13 protein-coding genes are annotated in these 12,260 nt (G+C 44.7%); 11 read left to right on the plus strand and 2 right to left on the minus strand.

All coding sequences use genetic code 11. From position 1 onward, the window contains the following. The 6 genes from O9323_RS11105 to O9323_RS11130 form a co-directional block, all read left to right on the plus strand. A partial coding sequence (locus O9323_RS11105; protein ID WP_071784045.1) for a transposase occupies positions 1 to 113 on the plus strand: 113 nt, incomplete at its 5' end. A 46-nt stretch (positions 114 to 159) separates the two neighbouring features. After that, positions 160 to 345 carry an SDR family oxidoreductase gene (locus tag O9323_RS11110; RefSeq protein WP_288125119.1) on the plus strand — a complete coding sequence of 62 codons (186 nt, stop codon included), beginning with the start codon at positions 160 to 162 and terminating at the stop codon, positions 343 to 345. Positions 346 to 362: 17 nt separating this feature from the next. Further along, positions 363 to 545, plus strand: coding sequence for an SDR family NAD(P)-dependent oxidoreductase (locus tag O9323_RS11115; RefSeq protein WP_265578852.1), 183 nt, complete (start codon positions 363 to 365; stop codon positions 543 to 545). Next, the gene (locus O9323_RS11120) at positions 545 to 817 is read left to right on the plus strand and encodes an SDR family oxidoreductase (protein ID WP_002790863.1); all 273 of its coding nucleotides are present in this window, start codon (positions 545 to 547) and stop codon (positions 815 to 817) included. The genes O9323_RS11115 and O9323_RS11120 overlap by 1 nt, the downstream gene beginning before the upstream one ends. A gap of 101 nt (positions 818 to 918) precedes the next feature. Beyond that, the gene (locus tag O9323_RS11125) at positions 919 to 2,853 is read left to right on the plus strand and encodes an alginate export family protein (protein WP_288125120.1); all 1,935 of its coding nucleotides are present in this window, start codon (positions 919 to 921) and stop codon (positions 2,851 to 2,853) included. A gap of 94 nt (positions 2,854 to 2,947) precedes the next feature. Continuing rightward, positions 2,948 to 3,331 (plus strand): DUF4346 domain-containing protein, encoded by a 384-nt coding sequence (locus O9323_RS11130; RefSeq protein ID WP_002790865.1) that lies wholly within the window; start codon positions 2,948 to 2,950, stop codon positions 3,329 to 3,331. A gap of 131 nt (positions 3,332 to 3,462) precedes the next feature. Here the strand turns inward: O9323_RS11130 and O9323_RS11135 are convergent, their stop codons facing one another. Beyond that, on the minus strand, positions 3,463 to 4,326 hold the full coding sequence (locus O9323_RS11135; protein ID WP_002754026.1) for a branched-chain amino acid ABC transporter permease: 864 nt from the start codon (positions 4,324 to 4,326) through the stop codon (positions 3,463 to 3,465). A gap of 270 nt (positions 4,327 to 4,596) precedes the next feature. Between O9323_RS11135 and O9323_RS11140 the strand changes: the two genes are divergently transcribed. Then, a complete protein-coding gene (locus O9323_RS11140) occupies positions 4,597 to 5,106 on the plus strand; it encodes a pentapeptide repeat-containing protein (RefSeq protein ID WP_002738151.1) in 510 nt (169 codons plus the stop codon). After that, positions 5,103 to 6,230: a 5-(carboxyamino)imidazole ribonucleotide synthase gene (locus O9323_RS11145; protein WP_002754027.1), complete on the plus strand. Its 1,128-nt coding sequence runs from the start codon at positions 5,103 to 5,105 to the stop codon at positions 6,228 to 6,230. The genes O9323_RS11140 and O9323_RS11145 overlap by 4 nt, the downstream gene beginning before the upstream one ends. A 356-nt stretch (positions 6,231 to 6,586) precedes the next feature. On the opposite strand, the gene O9323_RS11150 is transcribed toward O9323_RS11145, so the two are convergent. Further along, positions 6,587 to 7,525 (minus strand): SGNH/GDSL hydrolase family protein, encoded by a 939-nt coding sequence (locus O9323_RS11150; RefSeq protein ID WP_149107019.1) that lies wholly within the window; start codon positions 7,523 to 7,525, stop codon positions 6,587 to 6,589. Positions 7,526 to 7,603: 78 nt separating this feature from the next. Between O9323_RS11150 and O9323_RS11155 the strand changes: the two genes are divergently transcribed. The 3 genes from O9323_RS11155 (at position 7,604) to O9323_RS11165 (ending at position 11,702) form a co-directional block, all read left to right on the plus strand. Beyond that, positions 7,604 to 7,738: a hypothetical protein gene (locus O9323_RS11155; RefSeq protein ID WP_002736350.1), complete on the plus strand. Its 135-nt coding sequence runs from the start codon at positions 7,604 to 7,606 to the stop codon at positions 7,736 to 7,738. Positions 7,739 to 8,342: 604 nt separating this feature from the next. Next, complete coding sequence (locus O9323_RS11160) at positions 8,343 to 10,334, plus strand: DICT sensory domain-containing protein (protein ID WP_002754030.1); 1,992 nt, start codon at positions 8,343 to 8,345, stop codon at positions 10,332 to 10,334. A 162-nt stretch (positions 10,335 to 10,496) separates the two neighbouring features. Beyond that, positions 10,497 to 11,702 (plus strand): argininosuccinate synthase, encoded by a 1,206-nt coding sequence (locus O9323_RS11165; protein ID WP_002736083.1) that lies wholly within the window; start codon positions 10,497 to 10,499, stop codon positions 11,700 to 11,702. The last annotated feature ends 558 nt before the right edge of the window (positions 11,703 to 12,260 follow it).

Raw genomic sequence — 12,260 nt, forward strand, 5'->3', positions numbered from 1 at the left:
TGGTCGAGGGAATCAACAATAAACTTAAACTAATAAAACGGAGAGGCTATGGCTTTAGAAACTTTCGGAATTTTTGGGTTAGAAGTATGTTATCTTGGCATCTTGTATGTTGATTTAGCATAAAGGGTAACGAAGAGCCAACTTTATTTTCAGCCAATATTGACGACACAGAAACTGCATGAACTTTTATCATTCAAAAAGGCACAGAGTCAACAGCCTAGCTGCAACGTCACTGTGGAGGAAGATATTCAACAATGTGTGGCCAAAACGGTGGCAGCTTTTGGCGGCATTTCTACCCTTGTTAATAACGTCGGTTGGGGTGTAAAGCTTACGACGACCCCCTAGAGGTTCCCATGGAGGAAATGATCGAAAGCTATAAACTCAATACCTTAGCGGCTACGCGGATGACTTCCGCTTGTCGCCCCTATTTGCTGAAAGCGGAAAACGCCACGATTACTAACTCCGGTTCGCTGGTGGGGGTTTTGCCAGCTTTTGACTTTATTGCCTATTCCGCCGCTAAAGCCGCGCCGCCCTTAACCATCTGATGCTAGGTCTGGCTCACTATTTTGCTAAACAGGTCCGCGTCAATACTGTCTTAATTGGTACAGTGATCACCGAGGGTTATGCCGCTGCTGGTTTGGATGAAAAAGCCCAATATGCTCTAGCTCATCCCGACAACCTGACTGGACGCGCCGGTAAACCCCAAGATATTGCTAACGCTTTTCTCTGGTTAGCTTCGCCGGCTGGCTCTTGGGTGAGCGGTCAAACTTTGCAAGTCTCCGGTGGTGGCAAACGCGTCCGTCTCAAACCCGAATAACGGCTCTCTTGCCCCTTCTTGACCTTTCTCTGCGATTTGTCGTTATGGTTTTTGCTGCTTTTGGATATCGTCGGGCTATCAGGCTAGTAACTTCTTTTTCAGTGTTAGCATTGTTTAATCTTGCCTCTGCCGGTCAAGGGCAGCTCTTGGCCGAAACTGCGATCGCTGAGAAGTCCACCCCGACAACCGACCCCTTAAAAAATGGGGCTAGTCTCGGGCCAGTCCTCCACCTTCCCCCGAACTCGGTTGCACAATTTAAGCAGCAGCAGCCTGGAGCTAATCCCCCGACTGCACAAGTGGGCCGGGATGATGTCTCGCCAACGGAACCGGTAGAGTTACCATCCCCTGAATCGACAGCGTCGCCGCCAAAAGATCCCAATGCTAGGTTAAGGATTCCCCCCAATTTTGGCGAAGGGTTTCCCATTGAACGGGTGTTTATCTACGTTCGCAACCCCAGCAAAGATCCGAAGCAAGATGAAGATATCCGACGGCAACTGGCGAATACTTTTGGCATTCGGGCCGGGGGAAACTTTAGTCCCCTTTTGGCGGACCGGGGACTGAATCAGGTGCAGCGCTTGCCCTTTGTCGAGAGTGCCGAGTATCGTCTCTACCAGTCAAATCTTCCCGGTGTGGTCATTGTGGCGCTGCTGGTCAATTTGAAACCACAGGAGGTCTCCCAAGTCCCCGTCCCTAAACCGCCAAGGGGTATGGTGATCAGTAGCAAGTTACGCGATTTTCCTACCCTCTACGAGAGCGATCGCAGTTTAGTTAAATTGATCCTCAATGGGGGTGTGGGAGTCTTTAGTGATACTAATCCCTGGTTTGGCAACCCAGAAAATTTTGCCCCCAGTTCCTACCAACCGAAGGGAACAATTACTTGGGGAGAATTTTATCTAGAGCCTGGTTTAGCAGGTATTACTGGTCTGGGGAATTCTCCTGTGTATATCTATGGTGGCGCTTCCTATTCGGTATCTGGGACAGTTCAACCGGACATTTTCCGTACAGACTCAAGGTTCTACGGTGATATTGAAAGGCTCTACGGCGGTTTTCTGGTGGCTAAAACGGGAAATCCTCTCGTTTTTAACCTATCGGCAGGGCGGCAAATTTTCCAACTCAATCAAGGCTTTTTGTTTTCTCAGTTTAGCGGTTCGGCTAATGCTCTAGATCGAGCGGCGAGCTATTCTAACCCCCGCACTGCCTACGAGATGACAGTGCTGTCTGATTTGCGCTGGGGGGATTTTCGTTTACAGGGGTTCTTTCTGGAACCAGATGAGCTATCAGTGGCTGATAGCAATACACAATATTTGGGAATTAGCGCCCAGTATAACAATAATCAAGGGGTTGAGGCCGTTTTAACCTATGTGGGTGTACCTCAATCATCCCGGACTTATTTGCTGCCGGATGGTGAACGGCTAACCCGTCAAGGGTTACAGGTGATTAATCCCCGATTGCAGTTATCGCCATTATTTGGGGTACCCGGACTGTGGTTTCAAGGGGAATATGCCTACGAATTTAATGACCGGTATAGTATGTCGGCTCAGGGGGGTTATCTTTGGTTAGGCTACAGTGTTCAAAATGTGCGCTGGCAGCCTAGCTTTAGCTACCGCTTTGCCGGTTTTAGTGGCGATAACCCCAAAACTGCTACATACGAACGTTTTGATCCCTTGCAAGCGAGTGGTTTAACTGACTGGTTACAGGGAATTAGTCTCGGCAAGGTTTATAACAACTCTAATAGTTTTTCTCATCGAGTCAATTTTACGGTGATGCCTACCAGTAACTTTGAGTTATCTCTAGATTACTACTACCGGTTTGCCGACACTTTGAATAATTTAGGGGGTAATCCCGCCCTCCAGACGCTGAAATCCTCTGATCTTGGCCATGAATTACTGTTAATCGGGCGATATTATCTGTCTCAAAATTTCTTGCTTCAGGGGGTTGGTTCGGTAGCGTTTCCGGGTAGTGCTATTCGTCTCGCAGCGGAGAATAATACTAGCCCTTGGGTTACTCTACAAGTGTCCCTGTTTATGTTTTTCTGAGTTTATCCTCCTGTTGCCAGAGGACAAGGATGATAGTATGTGATATAATTTACTCTTGCTTTCATCTACATATTTAAGTGATTTTGTCAAGAAAATGAGCGAATTAAAATTCCAAATCACCGCTATTGATCATCAACTTTCCAAACGTCCGATCGCTCTCGATCCCGCAGGATATTTTATTATTTATCTCGACCGAGAAGCTGGGTTAATCTGTGCCAAACATTACAGCAATATTATCAACGAAAAAGGTTTAGCCGTCGATCCAGAAACGGGAAAAGTTATCGGTGTTAGGCAAAAACTTGATCGCAATCCTGAGTCTATTTACACCGCGAGAACCGCCAAAGAATTAGCCGTCAAAGTGATCGAAGAAACCCAACCTTGTCCTATTACTATGTTCGATCATGCTGCTTATTTAGGTCGAGAATTCACCCGCGCTGAATACGCTTTAATCACCGGGGAAGAATATATTCAGGATTAAAGATTGGGCTTTTCAGTGTTGCCAAAGGCACGGCGTAGCCGTCCAGTAAACAGTAAACAGGGATAAAGATGAAGATAAATAAATAACTTAAAACTTACATCTGATAACTGATAACTGATAACTGATAACTGTTAAACCGTGCCTTTAAATAAACCTTGGGGACGGAATAATAACAGCAAGATCATAATTAATAAAGCCACGGCTAATTTATAATCAGAACCAATTAAGGGGACACTAATTTCTTGAGCAACACCAATAATTAAAGCCCCAGCAATCGCTCCGTAGGGATTACCAATACCACCTAAAATAACGGCCGCAAACATTGGTAAGATTAAAAACCAGCCCATATTGGGACGTACTCCCCCAGTAATTAACCCGAACATCCCTCCAGCTAAAGCAGTTAAAACTCCGGTAATTATCCATGTCCAGAAGACAACCCATTCGACGTTAATTCCAGTTACTCTAGCTAAATCGTTGCTGTCAGCTACGGCACGCATCGCCTTACCGATCTTAGTTTTTTGTAATAAAAAATGGAGGGCAATAATAACTATAATTGCCAAACCAATAACTAACAAGCGATCGAAAGCTACTTTAATACCAAAAATTTCTGTAGCGGTCATCACAGGCAGATCGTAGCGTTGATTACTGCCGCCCCAGATCATTAAAATACCATTGCGAAGAAATAAAGCCAAACCGATCGAAATAATAATTAAAGTGGTAGAATCAGCCCGTCGATCGCGCATAGGTTTCCATAATAATCTCTCGGCAATGAGCATGGCAATAGCTGTCACTGCTGCCCCCACCAGCATCGCTAACCAGAGATTAATCCCTTGAGCATTTACCACCCAAGTTATGTAAGCACCTAAAGTCATAAAATCGCCGTGGGCAAAATTAGACAGACGTAAAATGCCACAGGTAAGGGTTAACCCGACAGCAGCCAGAGCAATAATACTACCGACGGCTAAACCATTGAATAAAAGTTGCGGTGTATCCATCAAACCTCTTGTATAAATCAGAAATTGTCCTTAGAAATAGAAGTCAGGAGAGAGAAAATTAATTAACTTTTGTCTTTTACCTTATTTAACTGAAAGCTGAGGGCCTGTGGCTTAAATATTTTTGTTTAGACCAAATTGCATGACAGTATAAGCTCAGACAGCTATTATAAAGGTTTGTGTGCCGGCAATTTCTGGCGGCCAGCGGAAAGCTGACGGCTGATGGCTTACTGCTATAAAATCAAGAATGCCCACTGATGGAATTTGCCGCCAATGAAGACTATCTTTCGATTAGCGATCGCTTTTTTTGCCTTACTATTTATCCTCTCTCCTGTCAATGCCTTAGCGGCCAGTTCTGCTGCTGTCACAGGAGCCAATGCCAGTTATGAAAACCAGAATCTGACAGGAAAGGATTTTTCGGGACAAAATTTGCAATCTGCCCAATTTACTAACGTTAATCTGCAAGATTCTAACTTTAGCTCTGCCGATTTGCGCGGGGCAGTGTTTAACGGAGCCTCTATCATCGAAGGCAACTTTCATGGAGCGGACTTAACCAATGGGTTAGCCTATCTGAGTACCTTTAAAAATTCCGATTTAAGCGATGCCATTTTTTCCGAAGCAATTATGCTGCGTACCATTTTCGAGGGAGTCAATATCAACGGTGCTGATTTTAGTTTTGCCGTGCTTGACGCTCAACAAATCAAAAATCTCTGTGAAAGAGCCGAGGGTGTCAACTCAAAAACCGGCATCTCTACCCCGGAATCTTTAGGATGTGATCAATGATGCAAACAAGGGTTGGTGTTATTGGTGGTGGACAATTAGCATGGATGATGGCACAGGAAGCCAAGAAATTAGGCATTTCTCTGATTGTACAAACACCACACCCCGACGATCCCGCCGTTGCTTTAGCTGACGGGGTTGTCTTTGCGGAAATAGCTGACGCGGAAGGCACAAAAAAACTAGCTCAACACTGTGATCTGATCACGTTTGAAAATGAGTTTGTTAATTTAGATGCCCTAGAAGAATTGGCGGCCACAGGAGTTAAATTCTATCCTAGTTTGGCAAATCTGCGCCCCCTATTGGATAAATACGAGCAAAGATGTTATTTACGCTCTCTAGGGTTGCCTGTGCCTGATTTTTGGGCGATAGATAATTTATCCCAACTAGAAAATTATCCTTTTCCGCTAGTGCTGAAAGCACGACGACACGGTTATGATGGTCAGGGAACCTTTATTATCCGCACTCCTGAAGAATTAAACGCCAAAAAGCCGCAATTAGAGCGTCTTGACTTGATGTTAGAAGCTTATATTCCCTACGAGCGCGAATTAGCCATCGTTGCCGCTAGGGGATTAACCGGGGAAATCGTCACCTATCCCGTGGTGGAAACCTATCAAGAGGAGCAAGTCTGTCACTGGGTAATCGCTCCCGCCGCTCTTAACCAATCTTTACAGGCTCAAACCGAACCTATCGCCCATCATCTGTTAAGTAGTTTGTCGGCGGTGGGTGTTTTCGGGATGGAATTATTTGTCACTCCGCAGGGAGAAGTATTGATTAATGAAATCGCTCCCCGTACCCATAATTCTGGTCATTACAGCCTTTCTGCCTGTCTTACCTCCCAATTTTCCCTACAACTGCAAGCAGTGGCTAATTTGCCCCTCGGAGCCACGGATTTAAAATCTGCCGGGGCAGTCATGGTTAATCTATTGGGTTTTGAGGATAGTGACGGTGATTATGGCGAAAAAAGAGCAGTTTTAGCGGCAATTCCAGACGCTCACGTTTTTTGGTACGGTAAAAAATCCCGTCCCGGTCGAAAATTAGGCCATGTCACCCTCTTAAGGGATACAAGCGATCGCTCTGAGTTATTGGCCCTAGCAAAACAGATAGAAAAGCTTTGGTATGGTTGTTAGGGAAGTGGGAAGTATTTTCAGTAAACAGTAATCAGTAAACAGTGAACTGATAAGTAGTCATGCAAAATAAATTTCCTAGTGAAGACAGGCAAGAGGCAATAGGCAAGAGGCAAAAGCTTGATCGAAATGTGTAATTAATTTTGCTTAGGTACTTAACTGATAACTGATAACTGATAAGTAGCTGGTTATAATTATATTAAAAATGTATTTGAGGTTCGATCCCCCCTGCCCCCCTTGATAAGGGGGGTGCCGATAGGCGGGGGGATCTGAAAGTTTTTAATACCTACCTACTTAACTGATAAATGATAAATGATAACTGATAACTGATAACTGATAACTGATTCAGTAAACCCTAATTAAAAGACTTTTTTGATTGCCTCGGTCAGTTTTTGACTAATTAACTCGTTACCGTCTCCACTAAGATGAATATTATCGCGATAGAGGGAATCAGGATTAGAATGTGCTTGAAAAATGGGCAGAAAATCTAGATAAAAAATCTGCTGGTTGCTGGTGAAATCTGCTAGTCTTTGACGGGCTTTTAATTCATAATCTCGCCCCTGTTTTTGAGCTTCGCGAATGAGGGGGGTAATAGCGATAATTAAACGGGCTTGATTAGCCTGAGCAAGGGCTTGAATTTGGGCAAGAGCGGTTAAATTATTGCCCACTCGATCGCCTCCTTCTTGCACTGGTGACAGGGGAGGATAACGCTTAAAATATCGATCGTATAATTCGATTAAAGCTAAAGCCGGCCGGCGAGCGGGATAATTAATTTCTCGTCCCACCACCGCCGAACTAGGAGCTAAAGCGAACAGATCATCGGTGTTCATTAATAACACAATCACCTGAGATTCAAAGGTGCCGAAACGTCGCAGATAGGCCAATTGATTGCGCGGTCCCCACGAATTAGCCGAAGCATTGAGAACTTGCACCGAACCTGTCAGATTCTGTCCTAAACTTTTGGTGATTAAAGCAGAAATGGTCTCTTTTTGATCTGTCCACCAGGAGCCATTAGCGATCGAATCACCGATTAACATTATTCTCGTCGTCTCTGGGGGCCTTTGGGGTGTAATCGGATCGCTCCGCATCGAATACTGATTAACGGCGATAAAATTGGAAAACCGGCGCGTTTGTTGATTAGGAGCCAAAAGATAGCCAATTTCGGCATCGGCTTTGTAAATAAGCGGATTACCGAACCCGAAGACAATTCTTAAAATAGCCTCAAGGAGAAGGCCAAGAAGGAAAAGAACGCCTAGAATGATTAAAGACAGCCGAATGATACCAATTTCTAATAACACGGATAGATGAGAGTTCGCTAATTTATGATCCGAAAGTGTCTCATACCTTATCCATCTCATGAAAAGGAGTTAAAAGCAATGTCAGACTTAAATCGTGGCATCATGAAATTCGAGGGAGCCGATAAACCGGCAGTAGTGGCGATATCGTCGATTATCGTTATCGGTAGTATTATTGCTCTGATCCTTTGGGCAATGAAAGTCGCCTACATCTAGTTAGGGTTTGCGGCAAAAAGTTTCTCGTGGGGGCAGGGTGTGGGGTGTAGGGTGTAGGGTGTAGGGTTTTACCCATTTTCATCTGGTAAATTACCTAATTTTCAGGGAAAAAGTCCCTAAAATTTCCCCCCGATCCCTCCAATGGCTGGCACTTTTTGATTTCCCAAAAGTCTAAAAGTCTTATCCAACAAGGTTTTTAGATTTATTCAGCAACCTCTAGTTAGGGTTTGCGGCAAAAAGCTTTTCCTGGGGGCAGGGTGTGGGGTGTGGGGTGTGGGGTTTTACCGATTTTGAGGTAGTCAGTTACCTAATTTTCAGGGAAAAAGTACCTGAATTTTCCCCCCGATCTCCGCAACGGCTGGCACTTTTTGATTTCTCAAAAGTCTAAAAGTCTGACCCAACAAGGTTTTTAGATTTATTCAGCAACCTCTAGTTAACTAGAATAATTTCCCTCACTTTTTGGCATCACTCGGTTTAAATTTCTTGCGATCACGACACGATCTCACCTCTTGTCCCCTTGAGCCTGTAGGATAGGGTCAAGGGGGAAATTGCTAGTTCCCTCTATTGCGCTTGCTAGTCACACTCGACTCGAAACAGATCATCGATGAGCAGATCAACTTCTGTTTTAACAGAACTGTTGCAGTTACTCCCCCAATGGCGATCGCAGATGTACTTCAAAGCATCCCTGACCGCGCTATCCCACGCCATGGAGGATCAGGTTTTAGCGGAAGACGATCAACCGTTAGTGATTGCCAGTTTTCAGCGTGAGCGCTTTTATCGTCAAGAGGCCCATCGCTATCGACGCATTGCCCACAAAAGCGGGCAAGTTTATGTTTTGTCCGCCCCAGAAACCGATTTTAAGCATAGTTCCGACGTTTACGAGACGATCGCTTTTCAACCGGACGACAGTTTAGCCCAAGAATGGCATCTAGTGGTTATCAGTCGCCATTATGCTAGTTGTTTAATCTGTCGGGAGCGAACCCATCTGGTAGCCGAAGGGGAAAATAGGGCAGCTATGGATAATAATCGCCGTTTTGAGGGGATTTGGACGAGTGATCGCCATGTGAGTCAACAGGCCGCCCAAATTCTCTTAAATCATATTCTCGATTATCGTCCCGAACTGGCGGACAAAATTAGGCGCGCTCAAGAAGAATACCTGATCTGTGAACTGACGGATAGGGATCATCAAGAGGAACCGGATCCCTTTGTCCAGCGATTGGTCACTTATTTGCAAGCGGGACAGTATAAACTGCTGAAAGCCAATCGTTCCCTGGCATCGAAAGAACACAAAGAAAGACTGATCAACTCGGTGACAGCGGCGATCCGTCGTTCCCTCGATCCGGAAGATATCCTCCAGGTGGCAGTGCGGAAATTGGGGGAGGGATTGGGAGTCTGTCGCTGCGTGGTCTATCGTTGTAAGGAAGCCGACATTAACGCCACCATCGAACACGAATTTTTAAACTCCGGCATTAGTTCCATCAAAGGACAAAAATGGCCTCTGAAAAATAATCCTCTTTTTCAGGAAGCGCTGGAATTGAGAGAATCCCTGAAAATTGAAGACGCTATTCACGATCCCCGTCTCCCCGGCGATTCCATTCAAAATCTGGTGCGGGAATGTTCCATCTATTCCTGGTTATTAGTACCGATTTTTTACCAAAGTCGTCTCTTGGGAATGTTGGAACTGCATCACTGTGGACCCTATACCACCACTTGGAAAAGCGAGGATGTCGCCCTGGTGGACGCGGTGGCCACTCAAATCGGAGTCGCCCTCATTCAAGCAGAAGCCTACGCTAATTTACAGGATTTAAATGAACAATTAGCCGCCCTCGATCGCACTCGTTCTAATTTAGTCGCCATTACCGGCCACGAATTACGCACCCCCTTGTCCACCATTCAAGTCTGTCTAGAAAGTTTGGCCTCGGAACCGGATATGCCGGCAGAAATGCGCCAAATTATGCTTGATACTGCTCTGAAAGATGCGGAACGAATGCGTAAATTAATCCAAGATTTTTTAACTCTTTCCAGGTTAGAAAGTGGCCGGGTTAATTGGAATCCTGAAGCTTTATCCTTATCGGAATGTGTGGAATTAGCCATCAGTCACGTTCACTCCCGCAATCTCGACAACGAAAATCCAAAAATTAGCAATCTTGTCCCCCCTAATCTGCCCTTTGTTTTAGCCGATGGCGAGTGGTTAGTGGAATTACTCTCCAAACTTCTCGATAATGCCTGTAAGTTTACCGGACGGGAGGGAAATGTCTCGATCGAAGTCGCTTTGGGAAAACCAAAAACTCTAGAAGTGACGATTTCTGACACCGGACGCGGGATCGAACCCAATCTTTTAGAACAGGTTTTCGATCGCTTTTACCAAGAGGAGGGGGCCCTGCGACGCAGTGCTGGGGGAACCGGTTTAGGACTGGCTATCTGTCGTCAGATCGTTAATGGTTGGGGCGGCGAAATTTGGGCAGAATCGAGGGGGAAAAATAACGGCAGTCAGTTTCATTTTACTATTCCAATATTTAAAGATAAAACTAACGATAATCCCCCAAATACCGCTCCGAAAAAATCCCCCCGTCGTGCTGCCAGTAAACGTAAATAGCGGCCGGTTGCCTGTTTAGTTTTGGCTCTTTGCTCGTGACTTACTATTCCTTTTCTTCATCAAAAACTAAACAAAAAAGCATTAAAAAAGAAGCATCCAATCCCCAAGATATATAATAAACTTAAAAGAGTAATCAATTAGTCGTTTTTAGGTGAAAAAATTATGGGACGCGCCAAGAGAGTGGTTTTAGCTTATTCCGGAGGAGTCGATACTTCCGTCTGTATTCCCTATCTCAAACAGGAATGGGGAGTAGAAGAAGTGATTACCCTAGCCGCCGATTTAGGACAGGGAGACGAATTAGGACCAATTCAAGAAAAGGCTCTGCGCTGCGGAGCGATCGAATCCTTAGTGGTCAATGCTCAGGAAGAATTCGTCAAAGAATACGCTTTTCCCTCAATTCAAGCTAATGCTCTCTACGAAAATCGTTATCCCCTTTCTACCGCCCTGGCTCGTCCTTTAATCGCTAAATTATTAGTAGAGGCCGCCGAGAAATACGGGGCCGATGCCGTCGCTCACGGTTGCACTGGCAAAGGTAACGATCAAGTGCGTTTTGATGTGGGCATTATGACCCTTAATCCTAGTTTAAAAGTTCTCGCTCCCGCCCGGGAATGGGGCATGAGCCGGGAAGAAACCATCGCCTACGGGGAAAAATTCGGGATCGAGTCCCCTGTGAAAAAATCCTCGCCTTTTAGTATCGATCGTAACCTGTTGGGGCGCAGTATTGAAGCCGGTCCCTTGGAAGATCCGATGACGGAACCCCCGGAAGAAATCTATCTAATGACCAAAGCGATCGCCGATACTCCCAACGAGCCGGAATACGTCGATATTGGTTTTAATCAGGGTATTCCTGTCAGTTTAAACGGAGAAAATCTCGATTCTGTCACGCTAATTAGTCAATTAAATGACCTAGTGGGTAAACACGGTGTTGGTCGTTTAGATATGATCGAAAACCGGGTAGTGGGAATTAAATCGCGAGAAATTTACGAGGCCCCGGCTTTATTAGTTTTAATTGATGCTCACCGGGACTTAGAAAGTTTAACTTTAACTGGAGATGTTACCCAATATAAACGGGGAATTGAAGATACCTACGGACAGTTAATTTATAAAGGATTGTGGTACAGTCCCTTAAAGGAAGCGATCGATGCTTTTATCCTCAAAACCCAAGAACAGGTAACGGGATCGGTGCGAGTGAAACTGTTTAAAGGTAACGCTAAAGTGGTCGGTCGTCAGTCAGTCAATTCTATCTATTCTCCCGATTTAGCTACCTACGGAGCCGAGGATCAGTTTGATCATAAAGCGGCCGAAGGTTTCATCTATGTTTGGGGATTACCCAGCAAAGTTTGGGCCGAAAAAACTAGAGGAAAGTAATCAACAATCCTCTGCTAATACCGTTAATAATTATTATTGTAGGAGCGAAGGCAATTCGTCCCTACAATAATATACATCTTGCATAATTTTTTTATGGTATAATGGAAATCTTGGTTCTTCGGTTTGTGTTATGCAATGGACTGGGGTTATAAGGGATGGAACCCTTATGTAGAAAGGCATTTGGCGATTTTTGTCAATTGTTTTTTATCTAGAGCGAACTCATCAATTAAGTCTCTTGCCAGAGAAGGATTTAGTCAATTTATGCCCCCCTATCGAACCATAACAAGTAACGAAGAGCCGAAATCTTTACCTTTTTTAGCGTTTGAGATGCTCTCACCCCGATGTACCAATTAACTAATTTTCCCAAAAAAATTAGTTAACCCAGCATTATAACATATAATTAGTTTGCAAGAGTTCTAATGCTTTCCGGGAAAATGTGCTGGAATTATTGATTAGTTGGCGGGTTAGTATGGAAATAAATAACATCCTAGAAACTGAGGATAGAGAGGTGTTTATGACTTTATCTCAAACCTATCAGGAATGGAAGGAAGCAACTAA

Source organism: Microcystis sp. LE19-131.1A, assembly GCF_027532015.1.
In the GTDB taxonomy this organism is placed as follows: domain Bacteria; phylum Cyanobacteriota; class Cyanobacteriia; order Cyanobacteriales; family Microcystaceae; genus Microcystis; species Microcystis ichthyoblabe_A.

What these genes read in the sequence shown, in the direction of transcription:
- O9323_RS11145 (WP_002754027.1), top strand. Translation starts at nt 5,103, where the DNA reads ATGATGCAAACAAGGGTTGGTGTTATTGGTGGTGGACAATTAGCATGG.
- O9323_RS11115 (WP_265578852.1), top strand. Translation starts at nt 363, where the DNA reads ATGATCGAAAGCTATAAACTCAATACCTTAGCGGCTACGCGGATGACT.
- O9323_RS11130 (WP_002790865.1), top strand. Translation starts at nt 2,948, where the DNA reads ATGAGCGAATTAAAATTCCAAATCACCGCTATTGATCATCAACTTTCC.
- O9323_RS11160 (WP_002754030.1), top strand. Translation starts at nt 8,343, where the DNA reads ATGAGCAGATCAACTTCTGTTTTAACAGAACTGTTGCAGTTACTCCCC.
- O9323_RS11155 (WP_002736350.1), top strand. Translation starts at nt 7,604, where the DNA reads ATGTCAGACTTAAATCGTGGCATCATGAAATTCGAGGGAGCCGATAAA.
- O9323_RS11135 (WP_002754026.1), bottom strand. Translation starts at nt 4,326, where the DNA reads ATGGATACACCGCAACTTTTATTCAATGGTTTAGCCGTCGGTAGTATT.
- O9323_RS11140 (WP_002738151.1), top strand. Translation starts at nt 4,597, where the DNA reads ATGAAGACTATCTTTCGATTAGCGATCGCTTTTTTTGCCTTACTATTT.
- O9323_RS11120 (WP_002790863.1), top strand. Translation starts at nt 545, where the DNA reads ATGCTAGGTCTGGCTCACTATTTTGCTAAACAGGTCCGCGTCAATACT.
- O9323_RS11165 (WP_002736083.1), top strand. Translation starts at nt 10,497, where the DNA reads ATGGGACGCGCCAAGAGAGTGGTTTTAGCTTATTCCGGAGGAGTCGAT.